Genomic DNA, 23,142 nt, shown 5'->3' on the forward strand with positions numbered 1-23,142 from the left:
GCCCGCAGGTCGAAGATCGAGGACCGCAGCGAGTCGCGGGCCATCGAGCGACCGGGGGCTTTCGAAGCAGTCACTCGCCTATCGGTAGCGTCTCGGTTCGCGGTTCGCGGTGAAAATCCGAACGGAACCGTTCGACCTCAGACGTTCAGGAACGACCCGACGACGACGCGGGTGAACACCGCGATGAGGCTGGACGACCACATCAGGAACACGAAGTGCATGTAGGAGTTGACCTTGTGGCCGCCGTCCGCGATGCGAATCATCAGCGACGAGAGGACGGCGTTGAGCAGGGTGATGATGACCAGCAGGTACTCGATGGTCGGGATGTCGTAGACGTTCGTGTGGATGATCGTCGTGATGTCCAGCTGACTGCTGTTGAGGCCGATGGACATCTGCGAGAGGACTTCGACGATTTCGAGACCGATGAAGAACGCGAACGTCGAGGCGGCGGTGATACCGTAGAGGACGCCGATGAGGGTGACGGTCGATTGGGCGCGGCGCTCGCGCAGTTGCAGGACCTCGTTCATGTTCGCGGAGATGAGTTCGCCGAGTTTCTTCGGGTCGCCGCCCATCTGTCGCCCGATGAGGAACATCTCCGAGAACTTCTGGATGAGATAGGACCGCGAGTCGGCGGTGAAGTGTCGCCACGCCATCGCCGGTTCGATGCGCATGTTCAGGCGCTTGTAGAGGTCGCTGACGTTCGAGCTCAGCGCGCCGAAGTTCTTGCCTCGGAGACTCTCGAGGACCTTCGTAGTGGTACTCTGCTTCGCGGTCTCGGTCGCGCCGAGCGCCCGGATGAAACTCGTGAACTCCTCGTCGCGTTCCTTTATCTTCTCCTCCTCGCGGCGCGCGACGACGCCGGGGAGCAACAGCGGCGTGGTCGGAATCGCGGCGTAGATGGGGAGCGGAATCGCGTCGGGGTCGATGCCGGTCCGCCCCATCAACACGAGCAGGCACGCGACGATGAGTGCGAGCGTGAGCAGGAATCCGACCGCGACCGAGATGCGGATGCGCCACTCCGCGTCGGTGGTCTGGTGGGTGGGGTGGTACCACACCGGGTCGTAGGGCGCGGTGTTGCGAATCATGATGAGGAACCCGGTCTGGACGAACGCGAACATGACGACGACCGCGCTGACCGTCATCGTGGGGTTCGTGCCGGTCAGAATCGGCAGGACCGTGGCGAACACCAGCGCGAACGTCACGGACAGGACCATCGAGAGGTAGAGGTCCTTCATCACTTCGAGGTTCTGCAAGGACCCCTCGTAGATGGTGACGTAGTTCTGAATCACCACGTCCTGCTCCGAGAGGAGGAAGTCCTGAATCTCCTGTCCGGCGTTGATTGTGTAGGCGAGGCGGTCGAGGAAGTCGGCGAACGGCTTACTCGGGGACTTGTTCGCTCGGATGCGCAGGGCGTCGTCCAGACTCTGGTTCCACGTGTCCACGAGTTGCGTGATGCGGCGCATCTCCTCGGAGAGCGCGCCGTACTCCTCCTCCTCGCCGAGCGTCCGGAACACCTCCACGCGGTCGATGTTCGCGGTCGAGAGGATGGTCATGTGAGTGATGAACAGGTGGAGGCGGTCCTCTATCTCCTTGCGCTTCTGGTCGCGCAGAATCTTCGGGTAGATGACCGCGACGACGAGCGACAGCAGGCCCAACAGCGGAATCGGCGCGGAGATGAGGAGCGGAAAGTCGGTGACGACGTAGACCACCAGGGTCAGCAGGAAGAACACGACCGAGGGAGCCACGACCAGCGTGAGATACCGGGAGACTGGCGTCTCCATGTGCTGGTAGGACTCGATAGTCGAGGACATGAAGCCCGAGATGAGGTCTTTCACGTCCTTGGGGGCGTCCCCGGATTCTTCGTTCGTCGCCATAGTGGAAGCCGTCGGTGTTCGCGGGGTTTACGTTCCACCTTCAATTCTCTTTCCCTCGAAATCTTCCTGCTGATACTCGGGGGTCTCTTCGAAGGCAGTCGAATCGAACGCCGCAGTGGGGAATCGGACCGACGAACTAGGAGGCGAAAACGACTTCACCGGTCCCTCCGACCGACTGGACGCCCCATGCAGAAATCCGAGTTCTTCGACGCCCTGACGCTGTGGTTCGTCGCGGCCATCTTCCTCCGGACCGGGTCCGGAAGTTCGAATCCAGCAATCGCGGTCATGGCCATCGTCGCCACCCTCCTCAGTTACGCCGTGCCGCTGTACCTCCTCGGCGAGTCGGTACTGCTGTTGACGGAGTAAAAGGCTCGACGCGAAAATTCCTGCCCAATCAGTCGATGGAGCGGTGGATGTCGAAGGGCAGTTCGTCCACCCCGCCGCGCTGGAAGGCCTCGATGGTCTCGTTGACCTCGTGGTAGCCCAGAATGTTCTCCTCTATCATTCGCTCCATGAGTTCGGCCCGGAAGTCCAGTTCCTTGTAGATGTCGCGGGTGTTCTCGTACCCGAGCAGAGTCGCAATCTGCTCTTCGAGGACGAAAGAGTTGTTCATCCCCTGGAAGACGATTTCGTCCTCGACGGGGTCCCAGTAGAACGACTGGCGGGTCACGACGCCGCCCATCTCCTTTGAGTAGCCCTCGATTTCCTGCACCGAGGTCACGCGGCGCAGCACGTCGTCGCCCTGCTTGACCCGGTTCTGGAACAGCGCCACGTCGGCGTTGTCCATGAACGTCTCGGGGATGTTGATGGGGTCGCCGGTGAAACGCTGAATCATCGAGACGATGTCGCTGGCGTGGAACGTCAGCATCACGGGGTGGCCGGTCTGGGCCGCCTGGAACGCCATGCGACCCTCCTCGCCACGGACCTCACCCACGATGATGTAGTCGGGACGCGAACGGAGCGCGGCCGCCACGAGGTCGAACATGTCCACGTCGGTACTGTCCTCGCCGCCGCCCTCGCGGGTCAGGAGTTGCTGCCACGTGTCGTGGGGCGGCAGGACCTCGGCGGTGTCCTCCGCGGTGTAGATCTTGCTGTCGCGGGGGATAAACGACATGATACAGTTCAGGGTCGTGGTCTTCCCGGACGCCGTCTCCCCGACCACGAACACGGTCTGTTCGTTCTCCAGACAGAGCCAGAGGTACGCCGCCAGCTTCGGCGACAGCGTGCCCCACTTGGTAATCTGGGCGACCGACAGCGGCGTCCCCTCGCCCTGACGGATGGTGAGGCTCGGCCCCTTCAGGCTCACGTCGTCGGAGTAGATGATGTTGATACGCGACCCGTCCGGCAGGGTCGAGTCGACGATGGGGTCGCTGTCGCTCACAGGGTCGCCGATTCGCTCGCCCATGTTTCGCAGCCAGTTGTCGAATCGGTCGGGCGACCCGAAGTCCACGCTGGTCCCGAGCATGCCGAACGTGCCGTGGTCGACGTACGTCTCGTGGGGACCGATGACGTGGATGTCCTCGTTGGCCGGGTCGCGCATGATGGGTTCGAGCGGACCGAAGCCGACGATGTCCCGGTTGAGTCGGTACCGGATGTTCTCGTAGGTCTGTTCGGACACCTCGTAGGTCCCGATGTTGGTGAAGTCCTTGACGTACCGCACGATGTCGTCGGTCGAAAACGTCCGGACGTTGTGTTTGAAGTCGTTGTACGAGACGTCCTTTATCCAGTCGAGAATCCGCTGTGCCGAGACGTTCTGGAGGTTGGCCCGACCGCCACCGCCGCCGTTGTTGCCGTTGTTGACCAACACCGTGTCGTCCAGCAGTTCCTCGATGCGGTCGTCGTACTCGCCCTCGTCCTGCGGTGCGGGCTTCTTGACGCTCTTCTCCAAAATCTCGCCCCGGACCTTACCGAACAGCTCCTGTTCGGTGCCCGAGAGTTCGGGTTCGACCGCGTAGTACTCGGTGTCTTGGCCCACGTCGCCGTAGACGTGACAGTAGATGGGACCGCCGACCGGATAGATGACGTTGGGCTTGTCGGCTTCCCACTCGTCGCCCGGTTCGTCGATGAGTCTCGGGAACTCGCCGGTGAACTGCTTGAATCGCTTCAGGTAGTCCCGCAGGTGGGGTCGCCGCATGGCGACTTCCCGAAGGTCGTCCTGAATCTGTGCGGTCCCGTGCTCAGTCATGGTAGAGGTCGTTACGCGACACTACGGCTTTCGATGACGATTCCGGCGTCGGCCCGCACCGAGAACCCGATGGTGTCGCCGACCTGCTCGCCCATCCCGGCGAAGCGCTTGACCGAGATGTTGCGGCGCACGTCGTTGCCGACCTCGACCATCTGGAGTTCCATGAACACGTCGGCGATGGCGCGGAACGGCCCGATGGCCTCCTCGTCCACCGTCGAAGGGTCCACCGTGAGGACGATGACCTGCCCCTGCGAGACCAAATCGCGGAAGAACGAGATGATTTCGAGGGCGGCTTGGCGCTCCTCGTTCTGGCGAATCAGCGCCTCGAACTTGGGGTCGTTGCGGAGGATGGCGTCGAACGTGTCGATGACGATGACGTCGGCCTGCCACATGGCCTCCGCGTTCATCAGCCGATTCAGCAGTTCCTTTCGGTTGCCCTCCTCGTCCTCGGCGGGTGCGGTCAGGCGACCGCCGCCGGTGTCCACGTCGGCGTGGAGAAAGAGGAGGCGTTCGTCGAGTAGGTGGTCCTCCACGCCGTACGACAGCGAGTGCATCTGGTCGATGAACCCGCCGATGGTCAGTTCGGTCGAGAGCAGGGTAACCGAGTGGCCCGTCTCGCAGAGTCCGTAACTGAACCGCTGGCTGATAGCCGACTTTCCGGCCCCGTAGTCGCCCTCGATGAGGACGATGGAACCGCGGGGGACGCCGCCGCCGAGTTCGTGATTCAATCGGTCGTGGTCTTCGAGGCCGAGGGAGTAGAGATTGTCTTGACTCATGTTCTGAACTGAAGCACCTCCTCGTCGCCGTTGACGATAATCTTCACGCGGTGGTCACCGCCCGAGAGCGACTGGTCGATTTCGAGTCGCACGACGTTGCCGACGCGCCACGCCGACCCGTCGAGGACGGTGACGGCGATGCTCGTCTGGTATTTCCCGTCCACTATCACTTCCAGTTGGTCACTCTCGGCTTCGAGTGGACGTGACCCGGTGTTTTTCACTAGTACCGTGATGTTCTCCTCGCCCGCCGAGTTGTACACCGCACCGCTCGCGGGGTCACTGATGATGGAGATGTCCGTGCGGATGTCGCCGCTCAGGTCGATGCTCCGGTCGCCGAGCGCCGAGGAGAGCCGCTGAACGCCCTGCGTGAACGTCCCCGCGACGCTCGCGGCGATGATGAGACTGGCGATGAACAGGATGAGGTGAGATGTGGAAACGCTCGCCACTCAGACCACCTCCGAGTCGGCGACACCAGGTCCGGTCACGACCTTCACTCGGTCTGGCCGAGTGGCCACCGAGACGTTGAAGCGGAACGTCTCGCCGGGCAACCAGATGTCGGTCTCGTCACTTCCTACCACTTCGAACGTCTCCATTCTGGAACTCGTGTGGTTCGTGTAATTTCCATCTATAAGAATGTCGGTGTCATCTGTCGATAACGTCGTGGAACCCGTGTTGTTGACTGTCACGTTCAAGTAGAGGTCTCCGCCTTCGTTGGCGACCGACGCGTTACCGATGGCAATCGCGGTGTTCTGTCGGGCGAGCGCGTCCTCGGTGTTCTCCTCGTAGGCGTCGTTGACCCGCTCCATCCCGTTGTTCGCCGCCGAATAGGCGATTCCGAAGCTGATGAAGAGACCGAGGAAGATAACGACGGTCGCGCCACTAACGCTGAATCCCATCGCGCCCACCTCGAATCTGTGCGCAGTGTTCGACGATTTTCCGCTGGACCGCGTCGCCGGTCAGTTGGCTCAGGAAGGTGAGGCTCTGGATGTGGTCGTCCACTTCGAGCGTCGCGGGACCGGTCTCCTCGGTGTCTACCGATTCCACGTCGGCGAACCCGCCTACGAACGCCAGCAGCTCCTCCTCGACCGACTCGCTTATCCAGCCGATGTCGCTGTAGTACTCGATGGTCCGGACCGCGTCCTCGGGACCGAACTCGGTCACAAGGAACTCCAACCACTCCATCACCACGAGGTCCGAGACGTAGCCGCTGGGGAGCTGTGCGAGGTACGGCTTGCCGCCCCGCCCCGCGTTCGCGTTCGCGGCCGTCGCGGGTTCGGCGGGTTCGGCAGGTTCGGTCTCGGCCGGTTCCTCGAACTCGAAGTCGCCGTCCTCGGGGGCCGGGTCGGTCTCGACCGCCGGTTCGGGAGCGTCGTCGAGGTCCGCGAGGTCGTCCTCGGCGTCGTCGGGGGCGTCTCCGTCTTCGGCCCAGTCGGCGTCGCCCGACTCGTACTCCTCTTTGAGTTCCTCGAACGTCGATCCACCGGCCTGTCCACCGTCGCCGTCACCGGCACCGTCGTCTACGTCGTCCATCATCGGCTCCTCGTCGTCTAACGCCTCGTCCGGCGATTCGAAGCCGAGGTCGTCGGCCGCCTCGTCTTCGAAGTCGTCCTCCTCCTCGAAGTCATCGCCGAGCTCGTCACCGTCATCCTCGAAGTCGTCCTCCTCCTCGAAGTCATCGCCGAGCTCGTCACCGTCATCCTCGAAGTCGTCTTCCTCGTCGAAGTCGTCGTCGAAGAAGCTCTCGGCCTCGGCGTCGGCCACGTCCTCGCTGAGGTCTTCTTCCTCCTCTTCTTCCTCCTCGCCGTCGAACAGGCCGAAGCCGCCGCCACCGTCCTCGCCGCCGAAGTTGCCGCCGCCACCGCCCATCCCGCCCTGTTGCACGTCGTCCACGAACGGGTTGACGCCGCGGGTGACCATCTCGTAGATTTCGAGGAGTTTGCGGACGTTCTCCTCGGTCTCGTCCACCTTCGAAGATATCTGTTCGTTCTCGCTCCGGACCGTCCCGACCGTCGATGAGATCTCGGCGACCTCGTTTTCGAGTTCGTCGATCCGGTTTTCGAGTTCCTGGGTCGGTCCGCCGCCGCCACCGCCCATGGCGAACTCGTCGTCGCCGCCCCCGTCGGCCCAGTCGTCCATCTCCCCGTCCATCCCCATGCCGTCGTCCATACCGCCGTCCATCCCGCCGAAGTCGTCGTCCATCTCCCCGCCCATCTCGCCACCCATGCCGTCGCCGCCCATACCGTCGCCGCCCATACCGTCGCCGCCCATACCGTCGCCGAAGAGGTCGTCATCGCCACCGCCGCCGGAGCCGTCGGCGTCGGCGCTCTCGCCCTCCTCTTCGTCCATGAAGTCCATGATTCCCATGCCGACCAAGCCCGTCCCGAGGAGGTAGACGAACTGGTCGCTGAGACCGATAAGTTTCATTATCGACAACAGCGAACTTCCGCCACATTAATCTTCCCCCTGAGTTATCAGCTCTGATACTCGCCAGCGCCGAGACCCAAAACGCCGCGAGGGACGCACTGTAACCCGTTTCACGGGGTTTTCTACCGGATTGATGTAGTATCTACTTTCTTATATATACGGAGGCGACGAGCGACCGGTTCGAAGGCCGGTTTGAGCGTGTCGGGGAGCGTCTCGGTCTTCCCGATGACGAGGTAGCCGCCCACCGAGAGCGACTTCGAGACCGTCTCCAGAATCGGAAGCTTGTGCTCGGCGTCGATGTAGATGAAGAGATTACGACACACCACGAGGTCGAAGTCCGACTTCGGGTCGCCGTTGATGAGGTCGTGGCGCTCGAACGACACGAGGTCCTTGACGGGGTCGGTCACGGCGAACTCGTCGTCCGTGCGCCGGACGTACCGCTCGTACTCGTCCAGCGGCGCGAGTTGCTCGCCGATGTCGGTCGTCCGAGTGTTCTCGTAGACGCCCCGCCGGGCCGCCGCCAGAATCTCGCGGTCGATGTCGGTCGCGGTTATCCGGACGTTCCCGTCCTTGACCTCCGGGTCGTCCAGCGCGAGCATCGACAGCGAGTAGGGTTCCCGGCCGTCCGAACAGGCCGCGCTCCAGAGCCGAATCCGGTCGCGCTCGGCCGAGAGCGCCCGGAGGACGTTTCGGACCTCCTCCCAGACCTCGGGGTTGCGGAAGAAGCTCGTGACGTTGACCGAGAAGGCGTCCAGCAGGGCCTCCTGCTCGCTCTCGTCGCTTTGCAGGAGGTCGAGGTACGCGGCGTAGCTCTCGGTGTCACTCCGGCGCATCCGCGAGGAGACCCGCCGGTCGAGATACGAGTCGTCGTAGTAGCTCGTGGCGAACCCGAGTTCGTCCTCGACGTACTCCAACAGCCGGTCGAAGGCCTCGTCGTCGGACGTCACAGCTCCTCGGCCCCCTTGTGGGTGCTGGTCACGGTTAGCGTCCACGTCTCGGGAATCAACTCGACCGACCGTCCGTAGTCGCCGCCCACGTCCTCGGCGACGATGGGAACGTCGCGTTCGCCGAGCGCCGTCCGCGTTCGCTCGACGTTCCGCTCGCCGACGCCCTCGCTGACGCCCGAGAAGTCGAACATCTTGCTTCCGCCCGCGAGTTTGGCCTCGGCGCGCTCGGGGTCGCCGCCCGCAGCTTCGAGTTCGGCCAGCAGTCGCTCGACGCCGGCCTCGACCGACTTGGCCGGCTTCCCCCGGTCGTCGCCGGTCGCGTCCGGGAGCATGACGTGGGCCAGTCCGGCGACCCCCGACTCCGGGTCCGCCACGGCGACGCCGACGCAGGAGCCGAGACCGCTGGTCGTGACTCTAGTCTCGCCGGTGGCGACCGCGAGGTCGGCCACGCCGACTCGCACGCGGTCGGGAACGTCGTCGGCCAAGAAGTGGCGTTCGGCGGTCATCATAGCGTGCCCGCTTTCGTCTTGCGTTCGGCCGTGGCGTCCGGGTCGATGTCCTCTAGCGCGGTCCGGAGGTCGGTCTCGTCGGGGAGCGCGTAGATTCCGCAGTCGAACTCCCGGTCGTCCGCTCGCAGCGTCGCGTCGAAGAGGAACGCGAACGACTGAGTGCGTCCGAGGCGCGCGACGACCGACTCGGCGACCGCGGGACCCGCGTCGTGGACGAACTGGGGCGGCGAGATGTCGATGGTCGCGTCCAAGACGTTCGCCCAGCCGTCGATGAAACTGCTGGTCATCACGTTGCCGATCTCCTTCATCGCGGACTGGGCCTGTTCGTTGAAGGTCGTCACCTCGTCGGTGCCAGGCACGAGCGCCGCGGCCACTTCGCGGGCCGACGCCTCGTCGAACAGCACGAGAACGTACCCGCCGAGCGCGCCCTCGGTCCGGAGGACGACCCCGACGTACGGGCGGTCGGCCAACTCCGCTGGCACGTCTTCGATGGGGACGAAGCTCAAATGCGTAATATCGACGTCCGTGCCGATGCCGGTCATCGCCGAGACCGTCTCGGAAGCGGTCGCCGCGCCGGCCTCGGCCATCTCGCGGAGCGTCGCCAACTTCTCGACTGAGACGGGGTCGTCGCCGCCCGACAACATCTCTTCCATCGAGTCGCGCTCGGGGAACATGTGAAACTCCACGTCCAACTCCTTGCCGACCGCGCCGACCTGACTCCGGAAGACGAACGCTCGGTCGCGCTCGAATCCGGCCGCGTCCAGCACCTCTTCGCCGGTCCCCTCGACGTACGCCGGCGGAGAGATGTCGATGATCGCGTCGAGGTGGTCGGCCCATCCCTCCACGAACCCGCTGGTCACGATATTGCCGATCTCGGCGACGGCGCTCTCTTCGACGCCCTCGCCGGGCAGGAGCGTGTCCAACAGGACTTCGACGCCCTCGGGCGAGAAGGTCAGGAGACTCGTCCCGTCGATGCCGCCCTCGAAGTCGATGGCGACGCCGACCCGCCGGTCGCCCCGCGCGAGGTCGTCGGCCGAGGCCAGCGTCACCTCGGTCACGTCCACCGCCGTCTCGATGCCGGTCATCCCGGTGAGATTTTCGGCCGCTCGCCGTGCGCCCACCTGTGCGGTCCGGTTGAAGGTGCCGAGCGATTCGACGTCCACGTTCATGCGTTGGACCTCTGGCCGAGCCTCATATGTTTATCTGCTGCATCAGTGACACGAGTTCTTCCAGTTCGGGGAAGGTGTACACCTTCACTTCCACGTCGGCCTCGCGGGCGTGAACGCGCGAGTCAAACACGAGTGCCATCTCGTCGCGGCGCGCCCCGACCAGGTTCTCAACCATCTTCGACCCCGCGCCGTAGGTGAACTTTGGGGTCGAGATGTCGATGGTCGTGTCCAGCACGTTCGCCCAGCCGTCGATGAACCCGCTGGTCATGATATTGCCGATCTCTTGGACGGCCGACCGCTCCATGTCCGAGAACCCCTTCGAGGAAGGGTCGGCGCTACCGGGAAGCATCCCGGTGGCGAGTTTCTTCGCGCTGCTCGCGCTGAACAGGAACAGGATGTAGCCGTGGGGCGGTTCCACGAGTTCGATGTGGGTGCCGACCTGCTTCTCGTGACCGACGTGAGTCTTGATGTCCTCGATGTCGAGGAAGTTGATCTTCGTGATCTCCATCTCGGTCTCCATGCCGGTCATCTGGTTCAGATGGTTGGCGACCGTGTTCGCCCCCTCCTTCGCCATCTGGTTGAACAGGTTCAGCTTTCGTATGTCGATGTGCAAGTTTCGTTCCTCACCTCTGCTCATATCTCGTCACCTCTCACAGTGTCTCCACGTCCAGTATCGTCACGACGTCGCCCTCGCCGAGGACCGCGGCACCCGACAGACCGGGAATGCCCGACAGGATGCCCTCGAACGGTTTGACGACGACCTCTTCTTGGCGGCTCACCGCGTCGCAGTGGATGGCGACCTGGCGCTCGGACTCCTTGACCCGGACCAGCATGCCGTCGCCGTTCTTGGTCTCGCCGGGCACGTCCAGCGCGTCGCCGAGGCGCACGAGCGGGAAGACCGTGTCGTCGTGGGTGACGACCTCCTCGCCCTCGACGGTCTGGACCTCCTCCATCCGGCGAATCTCGTCCACGTTCTTGATGGGGATGCCGTACTCCTCGTCGCCCGACTGGACGAACAGCACTTTCACGATGGCGACCGTGACCGGCAGTGAGAGGCTGAACGTCGTCCCCTCGCCGGGCGCGCTGTCCACGCGAATCTCGCCGTCGAGTCGCGAGACGGTGTCCTGTACGACGTCCATCCCGACGCCGCGACCGCTCACGTCGGTCACCTCGTCGTTGGTCGAGAACCCGGCGTGGAAGACGAGCTTCTGGGCCTCCTCCTCGCTCAACTCCTCGGCCTCCTCGCGGGTCATGACGCCCTTCTCGATTGCCTTGTTCCGGATGGCATCGGCGTCGATGCCGCCGCCGTCGTCCTCGACCTCGATGGTCACGCGGTCGCGCTCGCGGAACCCGCGGAGCCGAATCGTCCCCTCGCGGGGCTTGCCCGCGGCCTCGCGTTCCTCGGGCGGTTCGATGCCGTGGTCCACCGCGTTGCGCAACAGGTGCATCAGCGGGTCGCTTATCTCGTCCAAGATGGTGCGGTCCAACTCGATGTCGGTCCCCTCCATCAGGAAGTCCACTTCCTTCTCCTGCTCTCGGGCGAGGTCCCGGACGAGGCGCGGGAACTTGTTGACGACCTTCTTGAGCGGGACCAACCGCATGTCCATCACGGTGTCCTGCAAGCTGGAGGTGATCTTGTCCAACTCGTCCAGGTGGTCCTCGGCGCTGTCGAGTTGCGCCTGCTCGACCGACCGCCGGAGCTTGATGCGGCTGGTCACGAGCTGTTCGACCTGTCCGTGGAGGTCGTCCAGTTGGTCCACGTCCACGCGAACCGACTGAATCTCCTCTATCTCCTCGGCGGTCGAATCGGCGTCCGACGACGAATCACTCTCGTCGGCGCTCCGTTCCTCGGCCGCCGAGTCGGTCGTTTCCACCACGTCGGCGTCGGTGAACTCGGTGTCGTCTGTCTCGTCTACAGAGTCGGCGTCCGCGCCGTCCGACGCGCTTTCGGTCTCGCCTTCGGCGCTCGCGCTCGACTCGTCGGGACTCCCCGCGCCCTCGTCCGACTCGTCGCTCGAACCGCCCGCGTTTGCCACGTCGATTTCGTCCACGTCGAGCGCGGTCACGGTCCCGCCGGCTATCTTGCCGGTCGAGGCGACGACCGACTCGACCTCGCTTCGGTCGTCGGCCGCGACGAAGGCGTCGAAGCCGTCGTCGTACTCGCCGTCGTTGATGGCATCTACGTTGGGGACGGTCCCGAGCAGGTCCAGGTTCTCGCTGAGCCCTTCCAGAGCGAACATCCCGTCCACGCCCTTCATTTCGGGGTCGCCCATGTCCACGTCCACGTGGAACGTTTCGCCGTCGGCATCGGCGAGCGCGGCCGGGTCGTCGAGTTCCTCGACCGGAACGTCGGCGAGGCTCGTGCCGGTTCCCGCGTCCTCGGTCTCGGACTCGGACGTCTCTTCGGGTTCGGTCGTTTCCCCGGACTCGTCGCCGCCCGCGTCGTCCTCGCCGTCGATGACGCTCCGGATGTCGGCGATGATGTCGTCGGGGTCGATGTCCGACTCGCCCTCGTCTTCGATCTGGTCGAGCGCGTGGTCTATCTCGTCCACGCCGGCGAACACGAGGTCCATGACCTCGGGCGTGACCTCCATCCGGCCCTGCCGAATCTCGTCCAGCAGGTCCTCGATGGCGTGCGCGAGGTCGCTGGCGTCCTGGAAACCCATCGCGCCGAAGTTCCCCTTCAGCGTGTGGGCCGTCCGGAAAATCGAGTCCATCGCGGCCTCGTCGCTCGGGTCGTCTTCCAGTTCGAGCAGGGAGTTGTTCAACTCCGTGACGTTCTCTTCGCTCTCACGTATGAAGTCCTGAATGTAGTCTTCCATTTCCGTTCACCGTCCATCGCGTATCGTGTCGAGAATCGCCTTCCCAATCTCGTCGGCCGAACGCACGTCGTCCACGCAACCGGTCTCGATGGCGCGAGCCGGAATGCCGAAAACCGAGGAGGTCTCCTCGTCTTGGGCGAGCGTCGCCCCGCCTGCCGACTTGATGGCCTCGATGCCCGCCGCGCCGTCGCTCCCCATGCCGGTGAGGACGACGCCGGTCAGCGGCCCGTCGACCTTCTCGGCGGCGGTCTCCATCGTCACGTCGATGGCCGGGCGGACGCCGTGAAGCGGTTCGTCCTGCGTCAGGCGGATGCGCAGGCGACCGTTGCCGTAGCCGGCGACCGCCATGTGGTAGTCGCCCTTCGCCACGACGGCCTCGCCGCCGCCGATTCGGATGCCGTCCTCGGCCTCCCGAACGTCGTACTCGCTCCGGCGGTCCAACCGGTCGGCGAACCGACCAGTGAAGCCGTCGGGCATGTGCTGGACGACCAGCACCCGGAGGTCGGCCGCTCTGGGGAGACTCGACAGCACGCGTTCGACCACGCGAGGGCCGCCCGTCGAGGCCCCGACGACGAGCGTCGGGTTCTCGACGTAGCCGTGGTCCGTATCGAGCGTGTCCGAATCGGCGGTGTCCACGTCCTCGACCGACGCGGGGTCCGCCCGCGTCGCCGACTCGACTTTCTCGACCAGCGCGTCGCCGTGGGCCGAAATCTCGGTCGAGACCTCCCCGCCGGGTTTGGCGAGGAAGTCCACCGCGCCCTTCTCCAAGGCCTCGAACGTCGCGTCGGCACCGTCTTCGGTGTGGGCCGACAGCATCAGAATCGGCGTCGGATTCGTCGCCATGATCTCCTCGACGGCCTCGATGCCGTTCATGCGGGGCATCTCCACGTCCATCGTCACCACGTCCGGGTCGTGGTCGGCGACGGCCTCGACGCCCTCTTCGCCGTCGCTGGCCTGCGCGACGACCTCGATGCCGCCCTCTTCGAGGATGTCGGAGATGACCGTCCGCATGAAATGCGAGTCGTCCACGACGACTGCTCGCGTCATGCTGAGACGACGTCTTCGATGGCGTCCATCACGCTAGGTTTCTGGAAGGGTTTGGTGATGTAGCCGTCGGCACCCGCCTTGATGGCGGCCTTCATCTTCTCTTCCTGCCCGATGCTGGTACACATGATGATGTTCGAGTCGGGATTCGCGTCCTTGATTTCGGTGGTCGCCTCGATACCGTCACGGATGGGCATCACGATGTCCATCATCACGAGGTCCGGACTGTGTTCCTCGTAGAGTTCGACCGCCTCGACGCCGTTCTCGGCCTCGCCTGCGATTTCGAACTCCTCTTCCAGTATCTCCCGAAGTAGATTCCGCATAAATTCCGAGTCGTCTACGATGAGTACGTTCTTAGCCATGCGATAGTCACCAAGCGGTTGGTTTGAAACGGGGTGAAATAAATTCTCCCCTCCGATTATCACGACTGATGCTCCCTGCGACGCGCGTTCGACCGGGCGAGGTAATCGTTTTCATTTCAACTGGTCGATGATAGCGTCGATGTCGATCCAGACCACGAGGTCGAGTCCGTCACCGTTGGGCTTGCGGATGATACCTCGGGAGACCTGTTCGCGGATGCCCCGCGTCTTGAGGTCCGAGAGGTCGTCGTCGGTGTCGATTTTGCTCTCGGGGTAAGTCGTGACCTCCAGCACCTCGTCTACCCGGATGCCGATCTTTTGCTTGTCGTCGGCCCGGTCCAACACGAGGACGTTCTGCTCGTCGCCGTCGGGTTGGTCGCCGTCGATGCCGAGGAACGTCCGGGGGTTGATGATGGCGGTGGTCTCGCCCCGCAGGTCCATCACGCCGTCCACGGAGTCGGGCGTCCGGGGGATGCGCGTCACTTTCTTTATCTCCACGATGCTGTCTACCTCGTCGATGTCGATGGCGCAGTAGTCCTCGCCGAGGCGGAACTCCACGACCTGTCTCGTCGGTCCCTCGGCGACCTCCGGCGAGTCGGTCTCGTCGGTCCCGTCACCAGCGTTGGTCTCCTGAACCTCCATAGCAGTCTCTGATTCGATAATCGAACCCCAGCATATAAATCCCGGCCTCGCCTCTCGGATTTGATAATCGGTCTCGGAGGCGGTGGACGCCGCGAACCGTCGGCGCGACGATGCGAGGTGAAAACGTACTTATCAGTAGAGCGTAACGACCGACCTATGACTCGCGCCCTCCACTTCGTCGTCTGCGCGCTCGTCGTCTGCTCGGCCCTCGGCGTCGTCGCCCCCGGTAGCGCCGCGCCGCCGCCGCGACCGCTCTGCGACGCCTGCGGAGACTCCTTCGAGGAGACCGCCGCGGCCCACGGCGTCACCGTCACCGTCGAGCGGTCCACAGCCACCGTCTCGGTCGCCCGGAACGGCACCGCGACGTGGGTCGTCCGCAATCGACTCGCCGGCGGAGCGGGCACGGAGCGTCTACGCGAGAACGACACGCTCCGGGCCGAAATCGGCGAGCGCGCGATGTGGGACACCGAACTCGTCGCCGCGAACGTCTCGTCCGCGGGCGTCCTGACGCTCCGCTACCGCGAACCCGACTTCGCCGAGGCGTCGGTCGGCGGGACGCTCCGGTCGGGCGAGTTCACCGACGCCTACGGCTACTGGAACCTCCACGGACTCGGCGCGGACCGACTCGTCGTCGTCGCGCCCGAGCGGACCGAAGTCGGGTGGACGGTCGCCGGCGCGACCGTCTCCGACGACGGCCGCCGGATGATTCTCACCGACTTCGAGGACCGCGGCTTCGTCACGTTCGTCCCCGAAGACACCGCACTCGGACCGCTGCTGAGTCTGCTGTCGGTCGGGGCGCTGGTCGCGCCACGAATCGGGAGCAACCTCGTCGCCGTCGTCCTGTTCCCGACCGCGCTATTCGGTCTGTTCGTCGGGTCGGTCGGCACGTTCGTCTCGCGGTCGGACGGACTCGGCGCGCGCGTCGGCGAGACGGTCGGGACCGTCCTCGCCGCCGTCGGCGTCCTGCTGACCGCCGGGGCGCTCCTCGCGGGCGGCGGTCTGTCGTTGCTGGGCGGGGCCGCCGCACCGCTGTTCGGCGTCGGCGCGACCGCGGTCGTCTTCGGAGCGCTTCTCCGGCGGCCCGCAGTCCGAGCGCGGGCGACCTACTGGCGACTCGTCGCGGCCGGGGCGGTCGGCGTCGCGCTGGCGGCCGGAGCCACGCTCGTCGGGGCGCTGGCGTTCGACCGGAATGGACTGACCTACTCGCTTCTGAGCAGTTTCCCACTACTGGTCGCCGTCTTCGCCCTGCTCCCGGCGGGGTACGCCTTCGGCCGTGGGAATCGACGGCTGGCCGTGGCGACGGCGGCGGTCGGGTTCGCACTCTCGACGCTCCCCTTCGGGTCGCTCCTCTCGCCGACGACCGGGTTCGGCCCGTTCGTCGCCGTGTTCGTCGCGGTGTACGCTGGCGTGGTGGCCGCCGTCGGCGCGCCGTTGCTCGTCGTCGGCGCGTCGCTTGCCGGGTCGTCCGGCGATGCCAGAGCGTCGCCGGACGACGACCGGCCGACTCCGGCGGCAGAATAGCTCGTTCTACGTTTCTTCGAGGCAGTGCTCTGTTCTTCAACGGAGGGAATAGATGCCCGAGCGCGCCGGGGAGCGGTCGGCCGAAGCGCGGTTCGGCAGTTCCCCTACTCGACGTTCTCGGGCGGGAACACCATGCCGCGGTCGTCCTGAACCGCCTCGAAGAAGTCGGCGATGGAGTCGTCCGGGCTCAGGTCGTAGGTCTCCAGAATCGCTTGCAGGCAGGACGGCGAGTAGCGAACCCGGACGTTCGACTCGGTGAGCAGGATGCCCAGCACGTCCTCGACGGCGGTCTCGGTGGTCAACTGCTGGGCGTACCACCGCAGGAGACCGTCGAACACCGTGCCCACGTCGTCGGAGAACATCTGCTGGTGGCTGATGGCGTCGTCGGCCTTGGCGGTGACGTGGAACCCGTAGCGCGAACTCGCGCTGTCGAGGTCGTCTTCGAGTCGCCGTTTCACCGCGCCCGAGTCCGCCGGTGCGGTCGATTGCCGACCGCGGCCGTCGTCGGCCGACTCCTCGTCCGGGGCCGACTCCGCGGCGTCGTCGTCCGATTGCGACCCGTCGGGCGAGGCGTTGCCGTCGGGGACGTTCGGTCGCTCGTCGGTGCCGATGACGTATCGGCCGGGGTCGAGCGAGACGACGTTCTCCTCGTCCTCGATGTCGAGTTCGTCGGGGGCGAGTGCGCCGTCGTCGCGCGACCGGTCCGCGGAGTCGAGGGGCGACCGGTCGTCGGGGTCCCGACCGCCGTCGGGCATCGGACACATTGGCAGTGAGTACCGTTCGGTTTCACATAAACCCACCGCCTACCCCGGCTTGCGGTCCGATATTCGACCCCTCGCGGACGCTCTGATTTCCCGGTTCGCCGAGAACTCGCCGTCGTACTCCCGTTTCGAGCGACGGATTCCGTCGGCGAACGCAATTTTTGCTACGACCCGCCGAGTTTTCGACAATCGTTGTAGACGGGATTTATTATCGTCGAAGCTCTCGACACGAACATCGAAATGAGCGTTCAACGTCCGACGACACACACCGACGAACTGCCGACCGAACTGGAGTCGCCGCGCGCGAAACTTGTCTACCTGTTCCTGCAGACCCGCGAAGCGTCGATAGACGAGCTTCAGACGGGACTCGGCGTGAAGAAGATCACGCTGTACAGCATCCTGCGGACGCTTCGTGAGCGGGAACTCGTGGAGAAGCGGGACGGACGGTTCGCGGTTGCCGAGTAGCTACTCTTCTTCCTCTTCCGGGCAGAGTTGGTCGGGTGTACGCTGGTAGCGCGGCGTGGCGACGAACTGCTCGATGCGTTCGCGTTCTTCTTTCGAGAGAGCCATAGCCGAAGGAACTCACGGCAACACCAAAAAGACAGCGGCCATCCCGACTTCGGGTAGCCGCCTCGGGGCGGAACGCGAGCGGAGTCCGTCGAATGCGGCGCTATCCCCGACGCGACGATTCTCCCTCCCGACAGGTCTTTTGTCACAGAAGCCCCAGCGGTACTGTGGGGTTACGAATGTTCGACAGTAACGCGACCGCGGTTCGGGGGGAGACGGATGGCTGAGGCAGACGACAAGTATCCCGCGGAGTCCGGGCGGCGGCGGTTCATCAAAGGCGTCGTCGGGAGCGCGTCTCTCGCCGGACTGGGAACGGTGGCCGCCGCGGGCATCGACACGACGACCTCGCCGACCGGGGCCGGCGGCGGCATCACGCAGTACTACGGTCCGGAGAACATCGCCGGGCCAGCGCCGCGCGCGATGCCCCAGATTCCCATCGAAGTAGACGACGAGGGGTTCGTGAAGGGCATCTGGCCCGAACCCGAGACGGTAACCGAGCAGGGCCGCGAGGTAACCGTCGCCCGGATGGAACTCGGCGGCATCACGTACACCAGCGAGTGGTTCCAGTACTGCGGCGTCCAGACGTACCCCGGCGTGGACCCCGACGCGGACCAGGACAACTTCTTCCGGTACGCGAGTTCGCCGCCCTACGAGTGGCAACAGGAGGAGGTCGAACCCGGCGAGCGAGTCAAGGTCGAACACTTCGAGGACTACGCGACGTGGGGCAACGGCATCGGCCGGGACGGACTGGGCAAGCCCGCACTGGTGACGTGGCGCTCGCAGGACGTGCCGCCCTCGGGCACGTTGCCGGTCCAGATAATCCGAAGCACTCGGTTCGAGGAGTTGACCGACCAGGGCAGCGACTGGATTTCGGCAAGTACCGACCAAGGGTTCTACGCCAATCTGAACAAGTGTACCCACTTCTGTTGCGTGCCGGGGTACAAGGCGCTCGGGTCGAGCGCGCGGTTCAACGCCGAGAACGAGATCTACTGCCAGTGTCACCAGTCGGTGTACGACCCGTACAACATCGTGGAGGTCTCGTTCGTCGCGCTCCCCCGACCCGAGGAGGACTGATGCGGATCGGGAACCGAACCTATCAGTTCCAGTAGCTGGCAACAAACGTTTTATATCCGCGGTAAGCATCCACGAACGTTGAAGCGAATGCTCTCGACAGTCCTCGACAGACTCAGGCGAATGGTGGGGTCCCCCGAGTCGAATTCCGACGACGGCGACGCCCGAGACGACGGTCCGGACCTCTACGAGTGCGAGGGCTGTGGCTCAGTGTTCATCTCGAAACCAGACCAGTGTTCGACCTGCGAGGACGACGACTTCTCGAACGTCGGAAAGTTTCAGTAGCGGAGCAGTCGCTCCGCGAGACGACGTCGGATAGCGACGCTTTTCCCGACGGGCCACCGAGTTCCGACCGATGGTCGTCTCCCGACCGGCATCATGAACCGAACCAAATCGCTCGTGCTCGCGGTCGTCGTCGCCCTCACAGTCCTCTCCGGGGCCGGAGCCTACGCGCTCACCCAGACCGACGACGCCGGGGGCCAGTCCGACCAGACACCGGCGCTGGCCGCCAACTGGCTCAGCGACACGGGCAGGAACATCACCGGGAACCACCACGTCGCGGTCGGCGGGCAGGTCGGCAACCGGTCGCTCGTGTTCGCACCCATCAGCGGCGCGGCACCGAGCGGCGGGGGTCACGACCACGACCACCGCGACGCCGCCTCGGACGAGTCCAGCGCCGCGTCGGACGCCGCGGCAGGGTGCGGGCTGGTCGCGCTCGACGGCGCGTCGGGCGCGGCCCGGTGGAGCTACGAGGTCCCCGCCGAGAACTGCACCATCCACGCCATCGCCGACCCGACGCTCGCGGACCTGAACGGCGACGGAACCCGAGAGGTGCTGGCGACCTCCACCGAGAAGACCGTCGCGGCGTTCGACCCGGCGACCGGCGAGCGCTCGTTCGAGCACAACCTCTCGGCGTACGGCTACACCCGGCCGCTCGTGGCGAACTTCACGGGCGACGGCGACCCCGAAGTCGTCGTCGTGGACGTTCACGGCACCGTCTTCGTGGTCGAACCCGACGGCGAGACCGTCTGGACCCGCAAGCTCCCGGCGAACTACGTCTGGGGCCAACCGCACGTCGAGGACTTCGACGGGGACGGCACGTCCGAGTTGGCCGTCGCGCTCGGCAGCGGCCGCCTCGTGATGCTCGAAAACGACGGGACAGTCGCGTGGAACCGCTCGGTCGGCGCGGGCGACTCGGTGACGTGGTTCGCCACGGGACAGGCCGACAACGACTCGCCCGCCGAACTCGTGACCGCGACCTCCGGCGGCAACGTCTCGCTGTTCGAGGGCGACGGCTCGCTGGTCTGGCGTCGGTCGCTCGGCGCTTACGCCGCGGTTGACGCGGTCGGCGACGGCGACGACGACGGCACGCCAGAGGTCTACGCGACCGCCCGCGACGGCGACCTCCGCGCCATCGACGCCACCGACGGCTCCGTCGAGTGGTCCACGAGTCTGACCACGGTCAACGCGCAGATGACGCCGCCGCCGGTTCTCGGCGACGTGGACGGCGACGGCGACGACGAACTCGTCGCGGCGTCGAACGGCGGAAAAGTGGCAACCGTGGACCCGAAGTCGGGCGAGATTCTCGCGGAGTACGAGCGCGACACGCCAATCTGGACGAACCCGACGCTCGGCGACGTGGACGACGACCCCGCGCCGGAGATTCTAGTGATGTACGGCGACGGCCGGGTCGCGGCGCTCTCGTACGGCGACGGCGCGACGCAGAAAAGCGCGTAGACGCGCTCGTTCGACCGTCGTCTCGACGGGAACGAGAAATTGCATACAGGTCGAACGGAGAGTTCGGGGTCCGCCGAGCGAGGAGAGTGCGCCCGGCAGACCGACGGCGACACGGGCCGAATCGAATCTCGCGGGAGTCGATTCGAGCGGTTTCGACGTGGGCGCTGGCACGCGAGTCGGCACGTCGAGGCGGTCTATCACCGCCCATTCGGGCGATTGTACCGGAGTCATGTAAACCGGCGTCAGACTCCCGGACCGTTTCACATTAAGTGGGGACCGAGGCATCTGGGCGACGGTCGCCGCGAACGGTCGGAACTACCACGAGGATTCATAACCCTCGCTTGGGACGTACCGACCAGCGCACGCGACCCCCGCGTGCTCCGCCACCCATGGACTTCGAAACCGCGTTCGACTTACTGAGTAACGAGTACCGACGCGCCATCGTCGCGCTCTTAGACGAGGAAGGGTCGGTCCCCCGCGAACGACTGCCGAGGCGCCTCCTCGCGCGCGGCGTTGGCCCGGACGACGACCGGACCCGACGTCGGTTGCGCATCGCGCTCCACCACAACCACCTGCCGCGTCTGGCCGACGCTGGCGTCCTGACGTACGACGACGAGGCGGTGACTGCGACCGCGAAAGTAGCGGCGGTCGCGTCGTGGCTCGACGGGTCGAACCACACCCCGACGACCGCGCGGAGCGACCTCGACGAGCAACTGACCGCGTTCTACGCGTAGACTCGCTTCTCTTTTTCGCGGTGGGACGTTCGAGAGAATCGATTCCGTCGCTGGCGACGTTGCCAGTGACAGGAAGCCAGGGGTGGGATTTGAACCCACGAACTCCCGATTACAAGTCGGGTGCTTGAACCGCCCAAGCTCCCCTGGCGCGCTCGTCACGGACCGCCGTAGCGCAGTCCCACGTTCTGGCTACTCCTTTGTGAGCGTATCGCTTTCGACCGATTTTTCCAGTTCGACGCGGTGAGGAGCGTAGCCGTGGCGGCGGTAGAATCGGCGCGCGTCGGCGTTCTCGGCCATCACGTCGAGCGAGACGGCGTCGGCCCCCGCCTCGGCGAGTCGGGTCTCCGCGGCGTCGAGGAGCGCCGACCCGACGCCCTCGCCGCGGCGCGCGGGCACGACGTAGATGTTCCGGACGACGCCGCGAACCGCGTCCTGCTCGTAGCCGCTCGACTCGATGTCGACGGTCACGAAGCCGACGATTTCGCGGTCGTCCGACTCCCCGTCTGCGTCCGACTCGTCGGCGCGAGCCACGAGGAGTTCGTCGGCCACCGCGTGCTGGGCGATGGACTCCCGGAGTGTCTGGCGGTTCTCCGCGGGCAGGAGGTGGGAGTCGTACTCGCGCTGTCCCTCGGCGAGTTCGACCCACAGGTCGGCGGCCGCGTCGGCGTCCGCAGTCGTACCGACCTCGATGGAGACCATTCAGTTCCGGAGCGCCTCGACCGCCGGCAGGTCCTCGCCGGTCAGCATGTTGAGGGCCGCGCCGCCGCCGGTGCTGACGTGGTCGAAGCCCTCGACGTCGAACTCGCGGATGGCCGCGGCGGTGTCGCCGCCGCCGACGACGCTGAACTCGGCGTCCGTGGCGGTCTCGAACAGTTCGCGCGTGCCGCGGGCGAACGTCTCGTCCTCGAAGACTCCCGCCGGACCGTTGAGGACGACCGTGCCGGAGCCTTCGACGGTCTCGCCGTAGGCTTCTATCGTCGCGGTCCCGACGTCCATCGCGGCCTCGCCCTCGCGTGGCGGCAGGTCCCCGGCGGCGATCTCGTGGCGCTCGCCGTCGCGCTCGACCGCCAAATCGACGGGGAGGCGGATTCGGTCGCCGTACTCCGCCAGCAGGTCGGCCGCGCGGTCGATTTCGTCCCAGTAGCCCTGTTCGTACACGAAGTCCGCGCTGGCGTCGCCGAGGTCGGTCCCGTCGGCGAGCAGGAAGACGTTGGCGACGACGCCGGTCGTCAGCACCTCGTCGGCGAGGCCGCGTTCGAGGACGCTCTCGGCGACCGCCAGCGAGTCGGGGACCTTCGCGCCGCCGACGACGTAGGTCCGGGGTTCGGGCGTCGATTCGATGTCGCCCAGCACGTCGAGTTCCGACTCCATCACACGCCCGGCGTAGGCCGGAATCCGGGTCGGGAAGCCGACGATGGAGGGCTGAGAACGGTGGGCCGCCGCGAAGGCGTCGTTGACGTAGGCGTCCAAGACGGGGGCGAGTTTGTCCACGAGTTCCGTCTCTCCGGCACGGTCGGCGGGAAACTCCATATACTCCTCGCTGTAGAATCGCGTGTTCTCCAGCACGACCGCCTGTCCGTCGTCCAGATTCTCGATTTTGCGGCGGGCCTCCCCCGAGAACGTGCCGTCGGCGTACCCCACCGGCGCGTCGAGCAGTTCGTCGAGGCGGTCTGCGTGCGGGCGGAGGTCTCTGAACTCGTCGCCGCCGGGACGGCCTTGATGGGCGAGGACGGCCACCCGGCCGCCGCGGTCGAGCAGTTCCGAGAGGGTCTCGACGTGAGCGCGCAGTCGGGCGTCGTCGGCCAGCGCGCCCTCGTCGGTCAGGGGGCTGTTGATGTCGATACGCACTCCCAGCGTTGTCCCTTGGACGGCGAGGTCGTCCAGGGTCTCTATCGCCATGTAGGTCTGTCCAACGGCGGGAGGGAAATATGTGTCGGGCTATCCGACAAATAAAAATTCGATTCCGAGTGAACTTTCCGGTGACGAGCGTCGGATTCGCG

General features: G+C 65.4%; 24 protein-coding genes and 1 tRNA gene. 7 read left to right on the top strand and 18 right to left on the bottom strand.

All coding sequences use genetic code 11. The features are described from left to right. Positions 1-137: 137 nt before the first annotated feature. The gene (arlJ, locus tag M0R88_RS18225; RefSeq protein ID WP_248654837.1) at positions 138-1,874 is read right to left on the bottom strand and encodes an archaellar assembly protein ArlJ/FlaJ; all 1,737 of its coding nucleotides are present in this window, start codon (positions 1,872-1,874) and stop codon (positions 138-140) included. A 186-nt stretch (positions 1,875-2,060) separates the two neighbouring features. On the opposite strand from arlJ, the gene M0R88_RS18230 reads away from it, so the two are divergent. Next, positions 2,061-2,240 (top strand): hypothetical protein, encoded by a 180-nt coding sequence (locus M0R88_RS18230; protein ID WP_248654838.1) that lies wholly within the window; start codon positions 2,061-2,063, stop codon positions 2,238-2,240. Positions 2,241-2,268: 28 nt separating this feature from the next. Here M0R88_RS18230 and flaI read toward each other — a convergent pair whose 3' ends face one another. The 13 genes from flaI to M0R88_RS18295 all read right to left on the bottom strand — a co-directional run bounded on the left by flaI (position 2,269) and on the right by M0R88_RS18295 (position 14,751). Then, positions 2,269-4,059, bottom strand: coding sequence for an archaellum flagellar ATPase motor FlaI (flaI, locus tag M0R88_RS18235; protein WP_248654839.1), 1,791 nt, complete (start codon positions 4,057-4,059; stop codon positions 2,269-2,271). A gap of 11 nt (positions 4,060-4,070) precedes the next feature. Continuing rightward, on the bottom strand, positions 4,071-4,835 hold the full coding sequence (gene arlH, locus M0R88_RS18240; protein WP_248654840.1) for an archaellum protein ArlH: 765 nt from the start codon (positions 4,833-4,835) through the stop codon (positions 4,071-4,073). Then, a complete protein-coding gene (arlG, locus tag M0R88_RS18245; RefSeq protein ID WP_248654841.1) occupies positions 4,832-5,281 on the bottom strand; it encodes an archaellum stator protein ArlG in 450 nt (149 codons plus the stop codon). The genes arlH and arlG overlap by 4 nt, the downstream gene beginning before the upstream one ends. After that, a complete protein-coding gene (arlF, locus tag M0R88_RS18250; RefSeq protein ID WP_248654842.1) occupies positions 5,282-5,731 on the bottom strand; it encodes an archaellum stator protein ArlF in 450 nt (149 codons plus the stop codon). Continuing rightward, positions 5,715-7,259 carry a FlaD/FlaE family flagellar protein gene (locus M0R88_RS18255; RefSeq protein ID WP_248654843.1) on the bottom strand — a complete coding sequence of 515 codons (1,545 nt, stop codon included), beginning with the start codon at positions 7,257-7,259 and terminating at the stop codon, positions 5,715-5,717. The genes arlF and M0R88_RS18255 overlap by 17 nt, the downstream gene beginning before the upstream one ends. A 122-nt stretch (positions 7,260-7,381) precedes the next feature. Beyond that, a complete protein-coding gene (locus M0R88_RS18260; protein ID WP_248654844.1) occupies positions 7,382-8,206 on the bottom strand; it encodes a CheR family methyltransferase in 825 nt (274 codons plus the stop codon). Beyond that, the gene (locus M0R88_RS18265; RefSeq protein ID WP_368409399.1) at positions 8,203-8,712 is read right to left on the bottom strand and encodes a chemotaxis protein CheD; all 510 of its coding nucleotides are present in this window, start codon (positions 8,710-8,712) and stop codon (positions 8,203-8,205) included. The genes M0R88_RS18260 and M0R88_RS18265 overlap by 4 nt, the downstream gene beginning before the upstream one ends. Then, positions 8,712-9,884 (bottom strand): chemotaxis protein CheC, encoded by a 1,173-nt coding sequence (locus tag M0R88_RS18270; RefSeq protein WP_248654846.1) that lies wholly within the window; start codon positions 9,882-9,884, stop codon positions 8,712-8,714. The genes M0R88_RS18265 and M0R88_RS18270 overlap by 1 nt, the downstream gene beginning before the upstream one ends. 22 nt (positions 9,885-9,906) lie before the next feature. Next, entirely contained in the window at positions 9,907-10,521 is a 615-nt protein-coding gene (locus tag M0R88_RS18275; RefSeq protein ID WP_248654847.1) for a chemotaxis protein CheC, read from the bottom strand. A gap of 13 nt (positions 10,522-10,534) precedes the next feature. Next, positions 10,535-12,706 carry a chemotaxis protein CheA gene (locus M0R88_RS18280; protein ID WP_248654848.1) on the bottom strand — a complete coding sequence of 724 codons (2,172 nt, stop codon included), beginning with the start codon at positions 12,704-12,706 and terminating at the stop codon, positions 10,535-10,537. A gap of 6 nt (positions 12,707-12,712) precedes the next feature. Further along, positions 12,713-13,753 (bottom strand): chemotaxis-specific protein-glutamate methyltransferase CheB, encoded by a 1,041-nt coding sequence (gene cheB / locus M0R88_RS18285; RefSeq protein ID WP_248654849.1) that lies wholly within the window; start codon positions 13,751-13,753, stop codon positions 12,713-12,715. Continuing rightward, complete coding sequence (gene cheY / locus M0R88_RS18290) at positions 13,750-14,112, bottom strand: chemotaxis protein CheY (RefSeq protein WP_248654850.1); 363 nt, start codon at positions 14,110-14,112, stop codon at positions 13,750-13,752. Before cheY ends, cheB begins: the two co-directional genes overlap by 4 nt. A gap of 111 nt (positions 14,113-14,223) precedes the next feature. Further along, positions 14,224-14,751 (bottom strand): chemotaxis protein CheW, encoded by a 528-nt coding sequence (locus M0R88_RS18295; RefSeq protein ID WP_248654851.1) that lies wholly within the window; start codon positions 14,749-14,751, stop codon positions 14,224-14,226. Between the two features lie 156 nt (positions 14,752-14,907). Between M0R88_RS18295 and M0R88_RS18300 the strand changes: the two genes are divergently transcribed. Beyond that, positions 14,908-16,272 carry a hypothetical protein gene (locus M0R88_RS18300; protein ID WP_248654852.1) on the top strand — a complete coding sequence of 455 codons (1,365 nt, stop codon included), beginning with the start codon at positions 14,908-14,910 and terminating at the stop codon, positions 16,270-16,272. A 104-nt stretch (positions 16,273-16,376) separates the two neighbouring features. Here the strand turns inward: M0R88_RS18300 and M0R88_RS18305 are convergent, their stop codons facing one another. Further along, on the bottom strand, positions 16,377-17,036 hold the full coding sequence (locus tag M0R88_RS18305; RefSeq protein WP_248654853.1) for a DUF7500 family protein: 660 nt from the start codon (positions 17,034-17,036) through the stop codon (positions 16,377-16,379). Positions 17,037-17,273: 237 nt separating this feature from the next. Here M0R88_RS18305 and M0R88_RS18310 point away from each other — a divergent pair, with 237 nt between their 5' ends. From M0R88_RS18310 to M0R88_RS18330, 5 genes are all read left to right on the top strand, one after another. Further along, positions 17,274-17,498, top strand: coding sequence for a TrmB family transcriptional regulator (locus tag M0R88_RS18310; RefSeq protein WP_248654854.1), 225 nt, complete (start codon positions 17,274-17,276; stop codon positions 17,496-17,498). Between the two features lie 321 nt (positions 17,499-17,819). Further along, on the top strand, positions 17,820-18,674 hold the full coding sequence (locus tag M0R88_RS18315) for a Rieske (2Fe-2S) protein (RefSeq protein WP_248654855.1): 855 nt from the start codon (positions 17,820-17,822) through the stop codon (positions 18,672-18,674). Positions 18,675-18,794: 120 nt separating this feature from the next. Continuing rightward, positions 18,795-18,956 (top strand): hypothetical protein, encoded by a 162-nt coding sequence (locus tag M0R88_RS18320; protein WP_248654856.1) that lies wholly within the window; start codon positions 18,795-18,797, stop codon positions 18,954-18,956. 93 nt (positions 18,957-19,049) lie between these two features. Beyond that, a complete protein-coding gene (locus tag M0R88_RS18325; RefSeq protein WP_248654857.1) occupies positions 19,050-20,408 on the top strand; it encodes an outer membrane protein assembly factor BamB family protein in 1,359 nt (452 codons plus the stop codon). Positions 20,409-20,797: 389 nt separating this feature from the next. Beyond that, positions 20,798-21,142, top strand: coding sequence for a DUF7344 domain-containing protein (locus tag M0R88_RS18330; RefSeq protein ID WP_248654858.1), 345 nt, complete (start codon positions 20,798-20,800; stop codon positions 21,140-21,142). Between the two features lie 74 nt (positions 21,143-21,216). Here the strand turns inward: M0R88_RS18330 and M0R88_RS18335 are convergent. From M0R88_RS18335 to M0R88_RS18345, 3 genes are all read right to left on the bottom strand, one after another. After that, positions 21,217-21,290, bottom strand: a tRNA-Thr gene (locus tag M0R88_RS18335). Positions 21,291-21,331: 41 nt separating this feature from the next. After that, complete coding sequence (locus M0R88_RS18340; protein ID WP_248654859.1) at positions 21,332-21,841, bottom strand: GNAT family N-acetyltransferase; 510 nt, start codon at positions 21,839-21,841, stop codon at positions 21,332-21,334. After that, positions 21,842-23,041 (bottom strand): phosphoglycerate kinase, encoded by a 1,200-nt coding sequence (locus tag M0R88_RS18345; protein WP_248654860.1) that lies wholly within the window; start codon positions 23,039-23,041, stop codon positions 21,842-21,844. Between the last annotated feature and the right edge of the window lie 101 nt (positions 23,042-23,142).

Origin of the sequence: Halorussus gelatinilyticus (genome assembly GCF_023238445.1) — an archaeon.
GTDB classification, from domain to species: domain Archaea; phylum Halobacteriota; class Halobacteria; order Halobacteriales; family Haladaptataceae; genus Halorussus; species Halorussus gelatinilyticus.

Excerpts from the sequence above, each read along its gene's own strand:
- M0R88_RS18325 (WP_248654857.1), top strand. The coding sequence starts at position 19,050 with ATGAACCGAACCAAATCGCTCGTGCTCGCGGTCGTCGTCGCCCTCACA.
- M0R88_RS18275 (WP_248654847.1), bottom strand. The coding sequence starts at position 10,521 with ATGAGCAGAGGTGAGGAACGAAACTTGCACATCGACATACGAAAGCTG.
- M0R88_RS18265 (WP_368409399.1), bottom strand. The coding sequence starts at position 8,712 with ATGACCGCCGAACGCCACTTCTTGGCCGACGACGTTCCCGACCGCGTG.
- M0R88_RS18315 (WP_248654855.1), top strand. The coding sequence starts at position 17,820 with ATGGCTGAGGCAGACGACAAGTATCCCGCGGAGTCCGGGCGGCGGCGG.
- M0R88_RS18255 (WP_248654843.1), bottom strand. The coding sequence starts at position 7,259 with ATGAAACTTATCGGTCTCAGCGACCAGTTCGTCTACCTCCTCGGGACG.
- arlH (WP_248654840.1), bottom strand. The coding sequence starts at position 4,835 with ATGAGTCAAGACAATCTCTACTCCCTCGGCCTCGAAGACCACGACCGA.
- M0R88_RS18320 (WP_248654856.1), top strand. The coding sequence starts at position 18,795 with ATGGTGGGGTCCCCCGAGTCGAATTCCGACGACGGCGACGCCCGAGAC.
- M0R88_RS18300 (WP_248654852.1), top strand. The coding sequence starts at position 14,908 with ATGACTCGCGCCCTCCACTTCGTCGTCTGCGCGCTCGTCGTCTGCTCG.
- cheY (WP_248654850.1), bottom strand. The coding sequence starts at position 14,112 with ATGGCTAAGAACGTACTCATCGTAGACGACTCGGAATTTATGCGGAAT.
- M0R88_RS18305 (WP_248654853.1), bottom strand. The coding sequence starts at position 17,036 with ATGTGTCCGATGCCCGACGGCGGTCGGGACCCCGACGACCGGTCGCCC.
- M0R88_RS18340 (WP_248654859.1), bottom strand. The coding sequence starts at position 21,841 with ATGGTCTCCATCGAGGTCGGTACGACTGCGGACGCCGACGCGGCCGCC.
- arlF (WP_248654842.1), bottom strand. The coding sequence starts at position 5,731 with ATGGGATTCAGCGTTAGTGGCGCGACCGTCGTTATCTTCCTCGGTCTC.
- M0R88_RS18310 (WP_248654854.1), top strand. The coding sequence starts at position 17,274 with ATGAGCGTTCAACGTCCGACGACACACACCGACGAACTGCCGACCGAA.
- flaI (WP_248654839.1), bottom strand. The coding sequence starts at position 4,059 with ATGACTGAGCACGGGACCGCACAGATTCAGGACGACCTTCGGGAAGTC.
- cheB (WP_248654849.1), bottom strand. The coding sequence starts at position 13,753 with ATGACGCGAGCAGTCGTCGTGGACGACTCGCATTTCATGCGGACGGTC.
- M0R88_RS18280 (WP_248654848.1), bottom strand. The coding sequence starts at position 12,706 with ATGGAAGACTACATTCAGGACTTCATACGTGAGAGCGAAGAGAACGTC.
- M0R88_RS18295 (WP_248654851.1), bottom strand. The coding sequence starts at position 14,751 with ATGGAGGTTCAGGAGACCAACGCTGGTGACGGGACCGACGAGACCGAC.
- M0R88_RS18230 (WP_248654838.1), top strand. The coding sequence starts at position 2,061 with ATGCAGAAATCCGAGTTCTTCGACGCCCTGACGCTGTGGTTCGTCGCG.
- M0R88_RS18345 (WP_248654860.1), bottom strand. The coding sequence starts at position 23,041 with ATGGCGATAGAGACCCTGGACGACCTCGCCGTCCAAGGGACAACGCTG.
- M0R88_RS18330 (WP_248654858.1), top strand. The coding sequence starts at position 20,798 with ATGGACTTCGAAACCGCGTTCGACTTACTGAGTAACGAGTACCGACGC.
- M0R88_RS18270 (WP_248654846.1), bottom strand. The coding sequence starts at position 9,884 with ATGAACGTGGACGTCGAATCGCTCGGCACCTTCAACCGGACCGCACAG.
- arlJ (WP_248654837.1), bottom strand. The coding sequence starts at position 1,874 with ATGGCGACGAACGAAGAATCCGGGGACGCCCCCAAGGACGTGAAAGAC.